The 20,408-nt window shown below is 44.3% G+C and carries 8 protein-coding genes; all 8 read right to left on the bottom strand.

What is annotated here, in order from left to right:
- Positions 1-83: 83 nt before the first annotated feature.
- Positions 84-1,175: an iron-sulfur cluster carrier protein ApbC gene (gene apbC / locus PHH59_RS01835; RefSeq protein ID WP_300010314.1), complete on the bottom strand. Its 1,092-nt coding sequence runs from the start codon at positions 1,173-1,175 to the stop codon at positions 84-86.
- Positions 1,176-1,389: 214 nt separating this feature from the next.
- On the bottom strand, positions 1,390-3,792 hold the full coding sequence (locus tag PHH59_RS01830; protein WP_300010311.1) for a tetratricopeptide repeat protein: 2,403 nt from the start codon (positions 3,790-3,792) through the stop codon (positions 1,390-1,392).
- Positions 3,793-4,082: 290 nt separating this feature from the next.
- Positions 4,083-4,823, bottom strand: coding sequence for a hypothetical protein (locus tag PHH59_RS01825; protein WP_300010308.1), 741 nt, complete (start codon positions 4,821-4,823; stop codon positions 4,083-4,085).
- A 20-nt stretch (positions 4,824-4,843) separates the two neighbouring features.
- Entirely contained in the window at positions 4,844-6,577 is a 1,734-nt protein-coding gene (locus PHH59_RS01820; RefSeq protein ID WP_300010302.1) for a putative porin, read from the bottom strand.
- Between the two features lie 20 nt (positions 6,578-6,597).
- Positions 6,598-7,257: a TonB C-terminal domain-containing protein gene (locus PHH59_RS01815; protein ID WP_300010299.1), complete on the bottom strand. Its 660-nt coding sequence runs from the start codon at positions 7,255-7,257 to the stop codon at positions 6,598-6,600.
- Positions 7,258-7,268: 11 nt separating this feature from the next.
- The gene (locus PHH59_RS01810; RefSeq protein ID WP_300010296.1) at positions 7,269-7,673 is read right to left on the bottom strand and encodes a biopolymer transporter ExbD; all 405 of its coding nucleotides are present in this window, start codon (positions 7,671-7,673) and stop codon (positions 7,269-7,271) included.
- Between the two features lie 22 nt (positions 7,674-7,695).
- On the bottom strand, positions 7,696-9,504 hold the full coding sequence (locus PHH59_RS01805; RefSeq protein WP_300010294.1) for a DUF2341 domain-containing protein: 1,809 nt from the start codon (positions 9,502-9,504) through the stop codon (positions 7,696-7,698).
- Positions 9,505-9,726: 222 nt separating this feature from the next.
- A complete protein-coding gene (locus PHH59_RS01800) occupies positions 9,727-20,259 on the bottom strand; it encodes a filamentous haemagglutinin family protein (RefSeq protein ID WP_366904439.1) in 10,533 nt (3,510 codons plus the stop codon).
- Positions 20,260-20,408: the final 149 nt, after the last annotated feature.

The raw sequence follows: 20,408 nt of genomic DNA, 5'->3' as shown, positions 1-20,408 counted from the left end.
TCACCTGAATTAAATAAGGATTAAAAGTTTATCATAGATTGACCGCAACTCGCCTACCAACGGACACGTTGCGGTAAAAGTGCTTAACTATTTTGCACAACAATCGTCGGAAATCGCGAACTGAAATCTTTGGCTTTTAATGCCAATTTGGCGGCAGTTTTGCGGGCAATGGTTTTGTAAATTTCAGCGGCACGGCTATCTGGATCGGCGACAACGGTGGGCCTGCCCAAGTCGGCATCTTGGCGGATGTTAATATCCAGTGGCAAGGCCCCCAGAAAATCGACTTTATTGATCTCCGCCATTGCCACACCGCCGCCCGCACCAAAGATAGCTTCTTCATGACCGCATTGGGAACAGATATGCAGGCTCATATTTTCGACCACACCCAACACCGGCACGTTGACTTTTGCAAACATGCTCAAGCCGCGTTGTGCATCTATCAGGGCAATGTCTTGCGGCGTGGTGACGACGACTGCACCGCTGACTGGAATTTGTTGCGCCAGCGTGAGCTGGATATCGCCCGTTCCAGGAGGCAAATCGACAATCAGATAATCGACATTATCCCAGTTGGTATCACGGAGCAATTGTTGCAAGGCATTGGTTGCCATAGGGCCGCGCCAAATCATTGCCTGCTCGGCTTGCACCAGATAACCGATGGATATGGTTTGCACACCGTAAGCCACTTTAGGCATCATAGTCTTATTATCATGACTTTCCGGTGAGCCAGAGAGACCCAGCATAGTCGGAATGCTGGGGCCGTAAATATCGGCGTCCAAAATACCGACAACCGCACCTTCTGCGGCTAAGGCCAGGGCGAGATTCACTGCGGTGGTGGATTTGCCGACCCCGCCTTTACCGGACGCAACGGCAATGATATTTTTTATCTGCGGATGGGGTTTTAAAGCTTGCTGCACGGCATGGGAAATAATTTTCACCGTGACTTCTACGCTTAAGGTTTCGATTTCCGCCAAACTCTTGAGATGTTGCCCAATAGCGGCTTGCAACGATGGGATGATGCTTTTGGCCGGATAACCGAGTTCGATCTTGACGCCGACATGACCACCGTCTATCGAAATGCTTTTAACCGATTTCGCCGTGACCAAATCGACGCCGTGATTCGGGTCGATAAACGTTTTTAGCAACTGCTCAATTGCTGCTTTTTCTATGCTGGACATGTTTATTCCTGATGGGATGAAAATTAAAAGGCGTTGTTTTGCTCAGGATATAAGCCATGCCATATTTTTTCAATACAAATTACCGCACCAGACTATCCAAGATAAGCACAAACGGTTTTTAATATTTTCAAGATAACTGGAGCTGGAACGGATTTGTTCCAACAATAAACGCATCAGGCAACCCTGTCGAGCTTCTGGCCATCAAAGATCTAAGTTACCAACCACTTTTCCCCAAGGCCTTCAAAGTCGCTTTTGCTTCGTCAAGCCCAGTAAATTTTTGTTTACTTTCAATGGCTTTTTCCAAACACTCTTTGGCTTGTTTCTGCTCACCTTGTTTAAAATAAGTCATGCCCAAATGGTAGTTAATCTCTGGATTGGCGGCATCGAGCTGTTTGGCCTTGGACAAAATTAACCGGGCTTTTTGATGATTGTTTTGTTGGTAGGCAATCCAGCCAGCGGTATCAAGCATCCCAGGATTATTGCTGTTTGCAAGCGGCTCGGCTATTTTTGCCGCTTTCACCAGATTGGCTTCATCGCCCGCATAAGTGGACAAATAACTTGCCAGACGTTGACGTATGGCTAAGGAATGTGGGCTTTGTTGATGAAGTTCTTCGTACAAGGCGATGACACGCTGATAATCGCCAGACCGATGATAAATCGCCGCCAAATCCGCAGCCAAATCCAAGGCGTTATGTGTTTTCTGCTTGCCTTCGTTGAGGATTTCAACCGCTTTGTCGGTTTGTTTACGGTTAAGATAAACAAGTGCCAGATGGCGATATGAATCCGCCCATTCCGGTTTGATTTCGATTGCTTTTTGATAAGCGGTTATCGCTTCATTGGCTTTATTTTCATGGGCATAAACATCGCCTAGCAAAGAATAGGCATAAAAATGCTTAGGCTCTTGCACGGTCAAATCATGTAATTTCTGCACCGCTTTATCTGCTTGTTTTAAGGCCAGATAAGTTTTTACCAATTGGGTCAGAGGTTCTACGGCTTCAGGTTGTTTAGCCAAAGCCTGGGCAAAACTAACGGCGCTTTTATCAAGTTTCCCAGCGGCCTGGTAAACAAGGCCAGACATATAAAAGCCCGTGGCATCGTCTTGATAGACATCTTCCAACCGTCTTGCCATTTGTAAAGCCTGATCCCATTGTTTCTGGGCCATATAAATTCGGAATAAAGCTTCCAAACCATTTTTACTGTTGGGATTCAGCTTGAACAAGGCATTAAGCTGTTCTGTCGCCTGCTCTTTTGCCCCTGCTTGCAATAATAGATTGGCCAAATCCAGCCGTGCCGTTTCGTCGTTAGGGTTAATTTCAATGACTTTGGCTAGATTTTCGCGGGCTAATATCGGCTCACCATTCGCTAAATGCGCCGCGCCCAGCAATTTTAAAATTTGGATATTGTTAGGTTGCTCGGCAAGGATTGCCCTGAATCCGGTGATGGCTTCGGCTAAACGATGTTCAGCCAAGGCAATTTCATTGTTCAAAATACGCGCGTCACTGTCATTGGCATTATCGGCCAATAAAATTTTCACCAAGGCTTTGGCTTCATCAAAACGTTGTGTCGCTTTATACAAACGGGCCAATTTATTCCGCGCCTTGGTTGTTTGCCTGCCATTTTTATCAAGTTCGATAATATCATTTAGGGTTTCTTCAACTTTATCTGGCTGGTTTTGTGCCCATTGTAAATCTGCCAATTTAAAACGCAGCTCATAATTATTGGAGTCTGAGTCCAACATCGGCAACAATTCAGCCATAGCGACTTCAGTAGGATGCCGGGTCGCCAAAAACTCTATCAACATCAGTTTTGCCTGTTCGTTGTCAGGCAATTCCGTAACCGCTGTACGCAACACATTTTCAGCTTTGTCGCGCTGATTTTGTGACATCAAGAACACTGCGAGGCGCTTGCGATGTTCAAGCTGCTGGGGTTCGATTTTGACGAGAGCCGCCAACAGGGCTTGCGCTTTATCTTTTTGACCGAGCTGATTATACAAATTAGCCAACATTACATGCGCGGTTACGTTATTTGGCTGTTTTTCAACAAACTGTTGTAACAAGGCAAGCGCGCTATCCACTTTGCCGGTTTTTGCATGCAGTGTCGCCAACAACAATGTCGCCGCGGCATCGTCCGGTTTTTTTGCCAATGCCGCTTGCGCCTTGGCGAACGCCGCATCGCTATTATTTTGTGCGGCAAAAACACTGCCTAATAAAACTATTGCATCGGTATTATCCGGCGCAATTGCCAACGCCTCTTTAGCCAATTTCTCGGCAAGTTCGGCTTTTCCTGCAAGCAAATAAATGTTGCCCAATTTTATGCGGGCCTCAACATGCCGGGCATCCAGCTTAATCACCGCCTGATATTGGCTAACAGCACTTTCTATATCACCAAGCTGGACCAACACTTCAGCCACTTGATAATGCGCAGCACTATTTTCGGGATCACTGCCAATCGCGTTATTAAACGCAGTTTGTGCCGTTTGATAATCACCGGACTTGAATGCTTGCCGGCCTTGTCCGATATATTTATCCCTTTGAACATCAGCATTATTACAGGCCGACAGGCCAGAAATTAAACAGATAATGGGTAAAAATCTTAAACTGCACGCTATGGGTATCATGGTTAAATCCAGTTGCTATAAGTCATTGGCAACATCATGAAGATTGGGTAAAAATAGAAACAAACGAGAATTGGCTGATATTTAAAAATTATGCCGTCTATCCATCCGCAGACAAAACTTTTGTGCAAAGCTTTTCGAAGGATTCAATCAGAAATCCCTTAACAGAAAGTTTCTAAAACGAATGATTGATTATGAAGTATGACCTTACTGTCCTGTAGAAACAGAAGCAATTCTACAGGACGAGTACATACAATCAATTGGCCAAATGGATGATTGCTCCGCTCAAATGGCTATTTTTTGACAGGATTTGCTGGTGCAGATGAAGTTGGTGCCGCCGGTTTAGCCGTTTGAGATGGAACAGGCTTGGGGGATTGGGTCACGGGACTCGCTACGGGAATTGCAGCGGCTTTAGTCTGATACTTTTGTTTTCTCAGTTTATCCTCGTAGCCTTGCATAATGGTTTCAAACTCAACATCCTTGATCTGAGAGAACGGTTCAGTTCCAATTATTGTGTCCATAATGCCGCGTTTTTGGCAATTTTGGTAACCTTCAATAACTTCTTTTGCACCTTCGTACATTTTTATGTTTTTGCTTTCACAAGCTTTTAATTCAGCCGAAGTTGCTTGTTGAGTATTTTGCAAATTGGCATAAGTGATAGCCAATTCGTTCTTGGCTTTATTTAGCGCATTGTATTTTTCAATAACTTCGCGTAATTTCGCTGTCGTGTTATCAAGGCGTTTTTGTACTTCGTCACTTGCCGCTTTCTGTGTACCCAGATCTGCCGTCAGTTTCTCTTGGGTAGCAGTAGCCGCTTCTTTATCCTGTTTCAGTTGGGTTTTTAACGCCTCTAATTCAGTGGTGACTTTAGCATTTTCAGTTTTAAGCAAATCACGTTCGCCAGTGATTTCTTTCACCATGGTCTGCAATTTATTGACAATCTTAGCACTTCCACTACCAGCTTCCCTTGGGGCGGCAGAAACAACGCCTCCAGAAATTCCAGCCAACAATATTATCCACAGCAATGATTTCATGATGTTGTTATCCGCAGTCATTAGAAGCTTGTGTTCAAATCTAATTGCAAAACGTCATTGCTATATTTTGGACCACTGATTACATCTGTGCTCAACCATCTGCCAGTAGCCCAGACATTTTTCATCAGACCATAATTGGCGCCCAAAACCCAGCCCTTGGCATTAGTCCCACCCAAATGGAAATCAGAGTCTGTATTGGCATCTAGCACTGCATCCCTTTCAACATATTTATAAAAGGTAAACACGCTCCATTCGCCCGCATGGGATACTTTGGGCCAGCCAAAATCCACCCTGACTTGCCAAGCTTGAGTTTCGTCGCTAATAGGTCTGGTACCAGGCGTTAAAAACCGTGTTTTTTCAGCATCATTAACGCTAAAACCTACGTTTTTGGCGTAATCAGCACCCAAAATTAAATGATGGGGGGCAAATATTGATAAGTCATAAGACCCAGAGACATTGACAATTTTATAATCCCCCGCTAGGCCATACTGACCTGGAGTAGTGGCATCCTCGTTACAAATTAACGCCAAGGTGTTGCCAAGCTGCATAAATTGGGGTACTGATAAACTGTTTTCCGCATTATTTGTACTACAAACAAACTGGCTAGCCGAACTGGTGTTAGGTTTAGCCTTAATATTTTCATAATCATAATAAGCTACGCCCATTTTTAACGCGTCGTGATTATCAAAGCCCCAATCCAAACCGATTTGCGAACCGAACAACCATTTGTCTTTAGAACTAAGAGCAGATTCCTGCAAAGGAAACGCACCCGCCGTAATAAAAACTGAATGAGGGGCAGATTTAGAAATATCACGGGTATTTTTATTGTAACTATCTAGTGAATGTCGGGCAGTTACAGCAAAACCTTCAAAGGATAAATCTGTATCCCAGACCAGCTCACTGCCACCTGTAAACTCACCACCACCGACATACCAAGGGTTGGCTATCCTACCACCACTAACAGTCAACCACTTGAATCCCTTATTATTTACTGCATCGTATTTAAGAAATGCCCTATCAATATTGAATTGATACTGACCACTTGAATTACCTAGGGTTTGATTGGTAGAAACCGGATCAATCAAGTTACTGGTGATAAGACGTACTCCTGCATTCAGGCCATCGGCAACCTTTGCATCTAACGAAATACGCAAACGCTCACGAAAACGATGCCTGTCATTTTCAGTATTGACACCACGATGTAATTCCCCCACTTTATTCAAGCCACCGGCTTGATTGATAGCCTGGATATTGGGATATTCAGAATACACGTTTGGCCCGCTAATATTATCATCAGCCATAAAATCATTTTGCGAACGCAAACGCAAATCTCCAGATAATTTAAAACGGCTAATCCATTCAGGCAAGGCATCTGGAACACCCCATTTTTGAGTTTTAGCCTCTTGCATAACATCTTTAACCACATCAGCACGTAATTCAGTACGCACTTGTTGCCGAATTTCATCTTTCACAAATTCAGGGACATAAGGGACGCGCACTTCACCGGGTTCAGGTGCTATTTCATTCTGACCGGCTTCGTTGGCTTGTTGGGCAACTTGTGCTTCAGCATCGGCTTCCGCTCTTTTGATCATGTCTTCGGCGGCTTTTTCGCTCAAAACACCTTGTTTTACCAATTCTTTGATTAAATTAGTTGTGGTATTGCGTAGCTTGAGCAATTCTTCCTTTTCACCTGCCTGAGCTATGCTTGCCATGCCACAAAGCACCATGACCATTAGCTGCTTTTTATTATCCATTCTATTACCTGTAAATTAATTTAGATTCTTGAAGTAATTCTTAGCTTAATCGGCTGTTCCATTCCAGGTGGAAGCGGTTCATTGACTTTTTTGTACCTATTCAGCAACTGGTTAATCAACTCATCTATGTCACTGTCATTACTGCCTTTCGCCAATTCGAAGCGTTTTACTGAACCGTCTATATCAACCCACAATTTGATGATTGCAGTATAGCCTTTACGTCGCAATTCTTCGTGCTCAGAAAGAATATCCAAAATATCGTTTTTAATAATTCCGCCATACCAAGCATATGGATCGTTACCGCCACCGCCTAGCAAGCCTTTCCCACCTTTACGTGCCGCCAACCCAAACCCATCTGAACCTGCTGAACCTTCAGCATCCAGACCTAAATCCCCTGGTGGCGGTTCATCAGCAACATCTGGCATTTCTTCGGGTTCAGGCTCGGGAGCTTGGTCTATTTTATTTTCAACCTCGGGTTCTGGCGGTTTCTCCACTTTGGGTGGTGGTGGAGGTGGGGGCGGGGGTTTTGTTAAGGTAATTTTTTGTACCTTACGCTCTTTTTTATCGGGTTTTTCTTCAATATTACTAATTGCATCGATAATTAATACCGTGACAGCCAGCAAAAAAATCCCACCTAAAATGGTAGGCAGATAAACCCGAAGGTGCTTTTTCTTAGTCATCGTTTCAGGTGTTATTTAACCAGGTTTTGAGTAACTAACCCGATTTGGGTAATGTCCAGTTTGCCCAGCAATGCCAGCACATCAACGATTTTGACATATTGCACGCTGGAATCTCCTTTTATTACAACCGGCAAGGCAGGGTTTACTGCTTTATATTGCTGTAACATTGATTCCAGTTGCTCCATTGTCACAGGATAAGTATCCAGAAAAATACTGCCATCTTCGGTTATAGTAATGGCCTTGGTTTGCGGCTTAGCCAAACTAGGAGTGTCACTCGCTTTAGGTAAATTGACAGTAATACCTTGCACGGATGCGGTAGTCATCAAAATAAACACCACTAATAATACATAGGCCAAATCTAACATCGGAGTGACGTTAATTTCGTCATAGGCAGCATTTTCTTCTTGTACTTTCATAACTTATTGCTCAGATAATCGATTAGGTATGTTCTTCAGCCAATTTAGCGATAAACTCGTCAACAAATACATGCATATCTGCAGTAATTGATTTGATTTGCCCGCCCAAGTAGTTGTAACCAAACAGACAAGGAATCGCAACCATTAAACCAGCAACAGTTGCAGTTAAAGCTGCGGCGATACCAGGCGCAATCGAATTGACATTGACTTCACCACTAACAGCAATCGCGGCGAAAGTGATCATCACCCCAACTACTGTACCCAGCAAGCCTAAAAAAGGGCCGCCACTAATTGCAATGGTCAGCAACACCATTTGCGAATTCAATTTTTGCAACTCTCTAACTAACACGGCATCCATTGAAGCTTTTACTGCATTCATGGCTTGAGGGCTTAAAGTCTCGTCAGTTCCTTTATTCTTAGCCAAACGATGGTTCATTTCTTCTACGCCAACATGATAAATACGATAGGTTGAAGAACCCTTAAAATTACCTTCATCTGATGTCAATGACAACAACATGGGCGATTCTTCGTAATCTTCATCATCCTCGTCATCTTCCCTATTCAATGATGTAATCTCTTTCATGCTAAGTTTGCCGAAGGCTTGTTCAAATTTTTTGTTTTGGCTGCCGGTACGGTTAAGGATAATTGCTTTGGATATCATCACCATCCAACTAATCACGAACATAATCCCCAAGATGCCGATAATGACCCAACCGTCTATGGTCACGCTATTTAGCGTACCCATAATGTAAGATTCGCCTTCTTCACTATCCGGTGTGGAATCTTCGCCATAGGCCAATACTGCCGAGCTTGCACCCTGCATTTGCATATCGAACTTTACCGCATTAGCGTTGCGGGCGATTTTGTAAATTGAAAATTGATCCACCGATCCTGAAAAGCCCTTTGCTCCATTGGCATCTGCACCGAGGGTCATTTCGCCGGACAATTCCGCCAAACTTACCTGAAATTCACCTGCCGCCGCTCCGTTCACATACAGCGTAATATTGCTTGATGTGGCGACAACCGCCAAATGTTGCCAAGTAGCAAGAGTCAACGGCGTCGTGGCGGCAAGCTCTTGTTTTTTTCCAGAAGCATCGGTGACTTGTAGATAAGGTGTTTGCTCTTTTAAAAGCAATGTAAAACCAGCCCTTTGCAAAACCACGGTGCTTTGTTGAGCCTGGTCAATCTTTACCCACGTTTCAACCGTCCAACCAGTAGCCGGCGACATGGCTAAGGAAGGTGCATCGGATATCCGAATAATTTGCTTGCCATCGAACACTGCCGCGCCACCGATCAAACCACCTTCACTATTAGTTGCCGTCGCTTCCGAAGTTTGTTGCGCGTATGCAGTCAAATCCTTAATTGCTGTTTGATCAAATTGAAAAGCAAGCACTTCACTGACATCAAATGAACCGGCTACGTCTTGACCATCAACGGCTTGCGCATTGCCATAATATAGCCAGAAGCTAGGTTCAGGGTTGGTGGCAATGTCCTTAGGCAATTTGACCCAAATAAACGCCATTTCATTGACGGGATCTAGCTTTTCAATATAAAACTTTAATGGTGTTGCCTCATCAGCGGCCAACACACGGATATCTTTTCCCTTCTCGGCAAGATCCATAAAGTAGGTAAAATTACCTGTATGCAACCTAATCAGGGCAAAAGCATCTTCAGGTATCGTTACGCCATCTTGTTGAAGTTTTTTTGTATCAAAACTTATTTTTTTCTTAAAACCCCATTCATCGCTCCACCATGCGGATGCCAATGACGGTAAAAGTGTAAAAAGAATCAGTAAAAGACCAAACCGTTTCATTGCTATTCTCAAATTCATAATTAATGCCAAAATTATTACAAAACATCGTTACAGTATTATTACTTTAACAAACTAATACCAAGCTACTAAAAAAGGGGGCTATTAAATCGCGAGGTGGCCTAAGCCAAGTAACAAACTTATGATAATGGTTTGCTCTGTTGTCACATAAGATAAACAAGGGAATAGCAACTTATGTTGTATTCCCTTGATATTAAATAACCATAAAGAGCTTGATGCTGTTTAAGATGCGGGACGGGATTTGTTTTTATTTTTGGTGTCGGTTGTTTCATCACCATAACCAATAAAATCAACGCTTAAAATACCCAATTTCGCGCTTTTATCTGATTTATCGGATTTGTCTTTTTCAGAGGTATCAGTTGCAGCCTGGGCAATTTGGCTGACACTGGCACTTAAGTTGCTTACACCAGATAAGCCAGCCGCAAGACTACCGACCGATGCCGTAGGCACCCCGGTGCTTACGCCACCTACCTGGATGTTATTGGCCCCCAATACGGCAGTTGCGGAAATGGTCACGTTACTGCCGCCGATACCGGCCTCACCGGCATTAACGATACCGCCAGGCGCAAATAGGAAGACATCCCCTTGCCCGGTAAGGCTATCCTGAGGGGCTGCGGCACGGACGCCACTACCGGAAACAGCCGGTCTGACAACCGATTTTTTCCCATAATTTGACGGAATCACCACCGTTTCAGGAACTGACAAGGCTGTTTTTGCACCACGCCCAGCATCAATATTCCCTTCAGTTGACCAAATAGTGATATTCCCACCCACTTGGGTGAACACACGCGACAAGTTGACTGTAAAATCATCCCGGACGACCGCATTAATATCCCCTTCTTTTTGGGCAATAATGCCTAGATCAGAAGGCTTCTTACCGTCTTCATTCGTTTTTTCATCAAACTCCAAGCCCGGGAAAGCAAATGATAATCCGGCACTGACTTTTCCACCGGGCACCAACAGGTTTATATCGCCGCCCTCAACTGTTTGTATCGTACTAAAAGTAAGGTTGACATTGCCTGCCCATGGAAACTTTTGATCGTCAGTTTTTAACTCGCTGCCAGGGAATAAGGTATTGATGGCAGCATACGCCCTATCATTTCCAGAAGCTTTGTCATTCGCCGAAGCGGCCCCTGATTCTTTTATCTCGTTGAAATATACAGGTAACACCGCGTTATTGAGTTGTTGCTGGATACTTAAATAGTCATCACTTTCAAGAACTTTGAACAAAGCCAGAGCCTGGGCATCGGTAAGATCCTTGCTACCCAATCGATCACGCATAAAACCAGTGATAACACCATAGGCACTATTAAACTGCTCCGCCACGGCAAAATGTTGCAAATATTTATCGATCAAGGTGTCATAGCTGACCTTACCATTGCCTTTAAGGGAGTCAATGATCTCTTGGTTGCTAATACCTTGATAGGAGAGCTGGCCGTTGTTTTGGTAAACAGGCAGGATAAGTGCGTTGAGTTTACCCTGTATACCGGCATACTCGGTTAGATCCAAGTTTTTGAATAATTTCAACGCTTCTGGCGTGGTAATGTTGTCATCACCCAAACGCTCGTGAATAAATGTCGTTATCAGCCCGCTTACCGCATCAAAATTGTTATCTAAAGGGTAGTCTTCTAAATACTTGCTGATAAATCCCGTGTAATTTAGGCCATATCCGTTTAAACCCGCCAAAACGCTGACATTTGCGCCTTTACTGTCTAAATTTGAGTTTAATTCCCCACCCACCGTGAGCAAACCTTTTGACACGCCTAAATCTAAGTTACGTCCGGTCTTGACCAAAACATCCCCAGGACCTGAAATTTGCAAGAATGGAGCGGTCGCGTTGTTCACAATCAAAAAACCGAAATCGTCATCTAGCGGGACATCATAGTTAATATCACGGCCTGCTGATAGGATGGTCACATCATCGCCTTGAATATTTTGAATGTCCAAGCTCAAGTTGCTTAAATCGCGTCCTGCTTGCACAACAGCGTGTTTTGCAAAAATTGCCTGAATATCTTGAATATCACCGTCTTGGGTAATCAACCGCACCGGCTCTTTATCATCACGATGCAATAAAGGTAATGATGAAGTAAAGAAGCGTCTAGTTTCCGTTAACGGGCCGACAAAGTGGTCAAAGCCCGAATCTACCGGGGACAAATAGTTAGGCAGCAAGCTTATATCTACATCACGCAGGAAAAAGCCCTTGGCAAGCGTACTCTCAGAAGCCGTGTTGGCTTTAATGCTCTCCTTAGCCAAAATGTTCAGTTTTGATGATATCGATGGAAACAAATTGATCTGATCAACATAGACACTACCACCGAAGGCGGTAGTTTCGACTGAACTCGGATAAATAATCGTTTCGGCTTCATCTTCACTTCCTAACAAGCCCAATTTATTTCTGACTACAGAGGTGTCCGCGCCGAGAATTACGTCTCCAGACAAAGACTTGACCGTTATGCCACTGGTCTGGGTATAGGAATAAAATTGATTTAAATTGGATAGCATCATCGCATCAGAAACCGCCGTCAGACTGACGCCCTGTTTTGCGCTTAGGGCAAGAGTAGCATCCCCCATAACTAATTGCGGCCCATTAATAAATTCTTTCCCGCCAGTCACTTGGCCATCTGCGGAAATATTGCCATCTCCTTTACCCAAGAAATAAGCACCCCCAGCAATATCCCCACCAGCTTTTACCAAGAGTTGTCCACCACCTTTCACGTCAACAACGTTATGTGAAAATTTTGGCGCACCAGATGAGTTATTACCGCCCGCCAATGTGCCTATCTGTTTGCCGGTAGTCGGCATCATCACAGATAAGTTATTGATGTTCCCACCCGCGTTGATATCAACCTTGCCGCCACCAAACAAACCTACATTTTGCCGGAAGGTATTTACATTGACTCCCCAGGCCGTTGCAATCCGGCTGTCGGTGGCATCGTTTAATGGACGGCTACTACCCCAATCGCCCACCCTCACTAGCCATTCACTAATAAATTGATCACTGACCGCACCTTGGATATTGTTGTCTGCCTTGAAGACCAGATCACCGCCGTCAACGGCATATTCAGCATCGACAAGTGAAGCATAATCCGTAGTGGTCAAATAATCACCCAAAACACCGTAACGTTGTGTTTCTGTTGGCTTACCTGCGCTGTACACGGTGGCATACTGATTTTTAAAAATAATATCGCCGCCAGCCGCCAATTTAATGTCGCCTACGCCGGTTCGTACCGTCACCGGAGCATTTTTTGCACCCTGAATTTCCAAATTATGCCCGGAATTATTGATCGTTGCGAAATTGTCCGCACTATGTAGATCTGCACCTGCGGTTAATTGGTAAGACCAGGAATTACCACCCTGTAATATATCAACCTGATTAAAAAAAGCATCAAAGCCACGTTTATAGGCATCAGAGATGGAATTGGCGATGGTCAGCTTACCAGTGGCGCTCATGACCAAGTTGCCGGCTATATCATCGCCATATCGCCATTCTTGAAAATCCCATTTGTCTTTGACGGTTAAATTACCTGTGTAGTCAATTTCCACACCCGCACGCAATTGGATTTTGCTATCAATTTGATCATTGACCTGCTGCATATTGGCAGCAGTCATATACGCATCAGTATCTGATTTAATCGTGGCAATGACTGTGCTATTTATTTCACCATTGGCTATATCAGCGTTACCATATTTTTGCACACCTTCAGCATAGTAATTGGCCGCCCCCTTAACAACATTTTCGGCAATCGGGCTTATGTTAATGACTTTGCCAGTACTGTCACGCAGAGCCCGCAAGACAACCTCCCCTCCCCGGACCGCACTGCCAGTAACATCAATTGATGCACCCGATTGGAGGGCAATACCACTGATTCCGTCTTTATCGGCATCAACAGATGACAGCAAAACCTTACCGCCTTTAACTCCTTTAGAGGTCAAAACACTACCGTTTTGCAAAGTAATTTTATCGCCTGCATATAACTCGATGGCACCGCCCTCTGCCCCGCCATCGGTATTAATCGTTCCTGATAAATTTATCGCACCTTGATCCGCCACCAAACTGACAGCTTTGGCTTTAATGGTATTATCGCCACCTTGGACAATATCACTTTCACGGGTACGGAAATAAAGGGATTCAGAAATTCCGGCCTTAGCCAAAATGCCCATCCAATCAACGAAACCCATTGATGGACTGAAATTCTTAATATCCACCACGGCACTGCCGGATGTTGCGGTGACCATCCCTGACCAATCTATCGTTTGTTTAGGTGCTTTTAAAATCAGACGTCCACCTTCAGCACCACCGCCACCGCTATTCAAGTTCACATTGGAATTGGCGGACAGCGTTATTTTGCCCTGATCCGCCTCGGCACTGAACACGCCTCCTGGGGTGTACTGTTTAACATCGGCAAACTTCACTTCTTTACCGGACAGATCAATTTTAGCTTGTTCCCCGACCACCACACCGCCCTGAGTGGCGTGTAATGCCAATTTGCCGGAATACAATAAAGCCGTGGTATTAAAATCAATATCATCAGCCAAGATACTGACTCCTGCACCAAATCCACTGGCCACCGTGTTATCAACATGCCCTGCATTGGTAAAATTAACCTTATGGCCCGCCGCATTGATGACCAAATCAGCACCACCTGTTCCGGCGAGATAATCAGTTTTGATATTCAAATCACCAGCAACAGTTACTACGCTTTCACCATCAATATGAAAGTGGCTTGCTTGTTCGCTTGATGATAATGGCTTGACATTGACAGTGTTAAAGCCATTGAAAGCAAACCGTCCTGCACCTTGGGTATAGTTATTGGTTAAAAAATCAAGCCGGCCGTTTCCTGTACCGGCAACGCTGGCCGCTCCGGTTGAATTTTGAAGAATCAGGCTATCGGCTTGCAATCTTACTGATTTTCCTTGGTTGTCAAAACCCGAAAAACCCGCCGCGTCGATTAACAAGCTACCAAAATGCAATGGCACGACTTCGCCACCTTCAGTCAGAAATTGCCCATCACCGCCAACTTGACCGACACTGCCATATAAATTAATGGCTTGGCGGCTATTGAGTTGTAATTCATCGACAGATAAATGCGATAATTTTTGATTTGATAAATTTAATGCCCCTGGCATGTCATTGCTCAATTCACCGAGATTGATGGCATTGGCGTACAGGCTAAGAGAACCTCCCGTCATCAAAATATCACCCGCAAGCCGGGTGTTTTTGCTGCCGTCCAATAAGACCGACTTTAATGTTGAAACATTTCCTTTGGTTATGCCATTTATCACCGCGCCTGCACCAATGGTCAATTCACCTTGAGAGCTATTGCGTGTAGATTCGTCACTCAAACTGATTTGTTTGTCGCCCGAAACCCTCAACAATGCACCGTAATTAGTGACTTTAAGTACGGTATCGCCAGTGTTGACTTCACCGCTAGCCGTCAACACTGCGTCACTATCGATAGACACTTTATTTTTGGCGGCGACAATCAAATCTTTAACTTTAATATTGACGCCGTTATCGACCTCTACATTTGCCGTTTTTACTAATAAATTCGTTTGCCCGGTCGCATTATCCCGACTACGGACACCGCCTAAGAACAAACTGTCGAGATTCAAGTTATTTAAACCATTCGCCAGAATTTCCAAGGTTCCTGGTTTATCTGTAACGCTTAAAGCATCAACAATTTTGATGTTGTTATTGGTAGTGATATCCAGTTTACCGCCACGCCCGACACCATTAACATCCGTCATAGGAGTGGAGTTAATCGAACCTTCGACAATCAATTTATTTGCCACATCTATAGCAATTTGACCGCTGTCTTTGGGGATCAACGGCACAGTAGTTTCTTTGAGAATAGCTTGTTTTACAAAAAATGAGTTGGCGGTTTCTTCTATATATTGAGAATGTTTACGGACTTCATCACCTGATTCAAGTAAAAAACCACTGGACCGCGCATCATGTGTTTTTGCGCCCGCATTAGCAAAATGACCGCTGACTATCGTCTGATCAGCGGCATTATAAGTTGTCAGCACTTGATCCTGTGTATTCGCTTGCGGGGTGACTAAAAAGGCGCCCGGTAACAAAGCATAACGCGCCGGCAATATTGTATAGTTCCCTGCCGGTAATTGACCTGAGCCACTCAAATAGACTTTATTACCCTCACCGTAAATGGCCTGTTGTTCAGCAGTCAATTTGGCAAAGTCCTGTTGTTGTAACGGATCATAAGGAGCCAGCGATGAACCAAACGAAGGAACTATAGCAAAACCACCTTGATAGGAAGGGCTAATGGAATCCAAATAATCATTAGTTCCGCCTCCTGAATTAGGAATAAACTCATAAGAAAGCAAATCACCGCCGCCAGAAACATCTATTTTGCTGCCTTTCGCCAACTCTATATCAGGTGCGGTCAAATTCACTTGCTTGGACTGAATCGGTCGATAATCCTGCGATTTAGCGTTAAAAACCAACCTTCTTTCATCAAATTTAGGATAAATCCAAAAAAGTCCGCCTAGCGTATTACCAAAAGGGATCAGTTTGCCGTCAGCAGAAACGGATGTCAGGCTCTTGCCACCTAAGGTTAAACGGGTACCCGCATTTAAATTGATCGCACCAAATGGTGCTTTTAACACGCCATTTTGATTAATGTTTGGGGCAACAAAATTTAAAACACCGTCAGCGGACAACGGGGTCTCATCGGTGTTTCTTCCAGTTATATTAATTCTGCCATTAGGACTGGCTTTTTGGTCAACGGTAAAAGTAAATTCAGTTAGTGTGCTGGGATAAATTTGGCTGGCGTTTAAGTTCAGATTTGCAGCCGTTTTTAAAGAACCGAGATATTTTTGTTGCGTGGTGTCATAAACCCCCCTAACCCGCAGCTCATGAGTGCTTTTAAAGTTAATCTGCTTGAAGCTGTCCCAACGGGTAGGGCCGACCAATTCAGTCCAAAGAGAATTTGTTGTTAATTTTCCCTCGCCTTTCTTTAGTGCGGCATTAAAACTTGTATTGGTAACGTTTACATCCAAACCCGCCTTAAAATAAGCAGTGTCCAACTTGACGGTATTCTCTTTGGAACCACTGGCTGCTTCCCAACCAATTTTTTGAGTATTCAATTCTATGCGGGCTTTAGTATTCAGATCGACACTGCCAACAAACCGAATCTCATCGGGATCCGTCAAACGCACATCACCGAAATTGCCATTCTCAATAAAATCGCTACTGACTGTTGCCACACCATTTAAACCCAGGTCATCCAATGAATCACCATAAGAAGCCTTGCCACTAAGAACATTTTCCTTATGCTGGGTAACCTTAATTACAGTTGGTCCGTTCGGAAAAGAGGTATTGTCATCGGTTACGCCGCGAATATCAGGATTTAATGTTAAATCAAAGCGACCATTATTGGTGGTTTTTGAACCCGCCTGTCCTTTAATGCTCCCTTCAAGGACAACACCTTCCCCAGATGCAATGGCAATTGAACCGGCATTGGAACCTATATTCTTAGGCTGATAACTGTTGACCGTGCTATTGCCATCAATAACCGGTAAATCCAACACGGCCTGCGTACCCGACACATCAATCAAAGAGCCTTCTTCTTGTACGACATATCCGCGGTTTGCCGTTAAACTGACTTTGCCACCATCCAACACGTCACCTAAACGCCTGTTCGAGGCATCAAGCGGCTGTCTAATGGTTGCCCCCGCAGCCAACAACTGTGAATGGCTGCCTAACCATATTGCTTGTGCCGGATTATATAAAGGTGAAGAGGCGTCATTGACATCAATACTTAAATTAATGGAACCCGCAGGAGCGGAAATTTTGCCATCGACAAAAATACCCGCATTGTGGGAGACCAAATCGATGGACGCACCTGTATCAGCAATAATCTCGCTACCCGTTGCCAATACCACATCATCCTGCGCGGTCAGGTTCAAATCCACAGGATTGCGCAAATGTTCAGGCAATGTTTCAACATGCGAAAATTTGAGCAACTGCTTACCACTGGCATGCTGGCTAAAATCACCATCCAACACACGGTTTTTTGCCAACAAGGTCAAATGGGTGTCGCCACTCACTTTTAGGTTGTCAAATTTGCTTTCAAGATTGATTTTGCTAAAACCGGAATTTGCCAATTTGTCAAAATTGCCGTTAGTAACACTCAAAACCAAGGGGGCAATACCATTGCTGTCAGGTGTTGTTGCAAATGAGCCGACTGCAATTTTGGCACTGGTTAGATTTAAACTGCCACCCTCCGACAATCCCCAAGCCGACAATTTTCCATTAAGATGGAGGACACTCGGGGCACCCAAATAACCAACCGCCGCTAGGCTAATATCTCCTCCCTTTCCTTCTGTCAATGTATTATTAATAGATAAATGCGCACCGCCATCGGCCTTAATGGAAGCGCCGGCATTTATTTTTAAATCACGGACAGCCGTCAAGTTGACAGAACCGCCATCAATCAACAATGGATCAACTGGAATGGCGGCAAACCCCAATTGGTAATCATTTATCCAACGGCCCGACACATCCAACATGGCCGCCCTCCCAAGGGTAATTTCACCGCTTTGACCGCGGTCAACACCATAGGTATTGGTGTTCAAGTTGATTTCACCACCTGCCGAGTAAATTTTACCGTACACATCGACACTGCCTCCATCCAATGAGATGTCCGCACCTAATTTATCAAGCGTAACCGTTTTGTTGATTTTGATATTGCCGCCCGTCCTGACGAGCACGTTTTGAATACCTGAGCCGTTAAACAGGGAGCTTGACAAAATCAAAGGAGTCGGAGTCGTCTCGTCTGGTTTGGTAGGAAATGGGGCGCTTATATTTTTTAATGCAAAATTATTTTCTTCGGACTGGATAATGACATCTTGCAAAGAAATAAGATCTTTTTCCAGGGTTCTATCTTGGTTTACGATAAACGAACCACCAAATGGCTGATTGGCCAAGTCGCGCTGATAAGCACCCGCGCTAGAACCTGCTATCAAATTCGCATTCCAGGATAATAGAGGGGCTTGGATATTGATCTTGCCGGCATCCTGGCCCTGTGTGTAACCTTTCTCAAATTGCCGCATTCCAAACAACGCAGAGTTATCCCATATCTTGGTGATACCCCATTTTTCATGCACCTCTTTGTAAACACCCAAAATTGATACATATTTCTCATTGGGATCAGCCTCGCTGATGTCAACAATCTTGCCGTAATCCGTCAACAATTTGGTTGTATTGATGTACCCATCCTGATAATCAATTGAACCTCCCGAAATATTGACCACCGCACCGCTATTAATGACCACGTCACCATTGGCAGAAAGATTGATATTGCCGCCTTTGGTCAGGCGCTCATCAATAGTCCTCTGAATACTGTTTACGGCACCAGTGGCATCAACAATTTTTGTATCTTTACGGGTGTCAATGCGGACTGTCTGCCCTTGTAAGACCCCACCTTTCTGAAATGGCGAGTCGCGTAAATCAAAGGTTTGTACTGATACTTCACCAACATTACGCTCCATTGCAACTTTGACGTTTTTATTGCCGGACACATCGATAACAGCACCTTCTTCGATAAAAATACGGCCTTGAGTTTGGCGGGTCGCATCTTTGTTTTTTAAAACGACATTAAATAAACGTTTGCCATTTTCTATTCTGGTGCGGTCAATAACAGTCAAATCATCGGTGGCCACCATATTTATATCAGCATTAGGGGCCGTTATCTGCGCCCCGCTTTTCATATGAATTTTATTGGCAACCACTTCTATATAGGATTGGGTCTGGGACTTGCTATCAATCGCCGTGTCTTTGGTTTCCGTGTCGCCGACAATTTCGGTCACGCTCTTGGCACCAAAAGTCACTGAGGAACTTCGATCCGAACCGGTATCACGGATAGTCTTGGTCGCCAGAAAATTACCACTTTCAATGCTGTGCTTTTCTTGTGCCAATAAGCGTATCGAACCGTTGACATTGACTGAAGTTGTTGCTGTCAAACGCCCTTCCTGATTAACGGCGAAGCCTTCCAAAGTAATATTACCCTGCCTAACCAATATGTCGCCGACATTGGATACATTGCCCCCCGTTTCAACTTCCACCAACAAACCGGAAAAAGGGCTTTGATTATCAGCAGCTTGTAAATAAACTTTATCTTTGCTACCTACGAGAATAACTTGGCCAAATTCATTCGTGGAAATAGAGCCTTTATTTTCGACCGTGGGAGCCGCCAGAATAACCAAGCCGTCATTGTTGGCATCGCCATTCGCTTGAATCTTGGCCCCTTGTTCAACCCTAACAAACGATTTTGCCATTGTTGGTCGATCACCATCGTTGTTTGCACCTAACGAGGCCCTATCTATGGCTTTACCGGCTTGCTGAACCAAGCCGTTATTTAATACCTCATCTGAAATATCCAGCGTTGAAGCCACTAAGGTATTGACATTCACCACTGAATCTTTACCAAACACAAAACCGTTTTGGTTATAAAGATATATCTGTCCATTGGCGGTAATTTTGCCAAGTATCTCACTTGGAGCACCTTGAAAAATACGGTTTAAAGCAATTGAACTGCTATTGGGTTGGTTGAACTCGACTTTGTTCTTGGCACCGACATTAAATTTATCCCAGTTTAAGACAGCATTTTGTACATGCTGGTCAATATGCAAAGTGCTGCCATTATCAATAATCTGTTGCGTGGCGATATCTTTTGCCGCCCAACTTGAAGCAGGTATCGGTAATTCGGCCTGGACCGGCGTCACTGAACCCATCAATACCCCGCCAGCAACCGCCAAGCGGATACATGCCGGCAACGGTCTTAACCTAAAGGTATCTAGGGATTTTTGTTGTGTTTCTTTCAGTCTTTTAGCCATGGTTTAGCCTACTTACCATAAAAATTGAATCTATTTATTCCAAAGAA

The organism is Methylovulum sp. (genome assembly GCF_028687615.1).
Classification (GTDB): Bacteria; Pseudomonadota; Gammaproteobacteria; order Methylococcales; family Methylomonadaceae; genus Methylovulum.
This window is presented reverse-complemented; position numbering and strand designations above follow the sequence as displayed.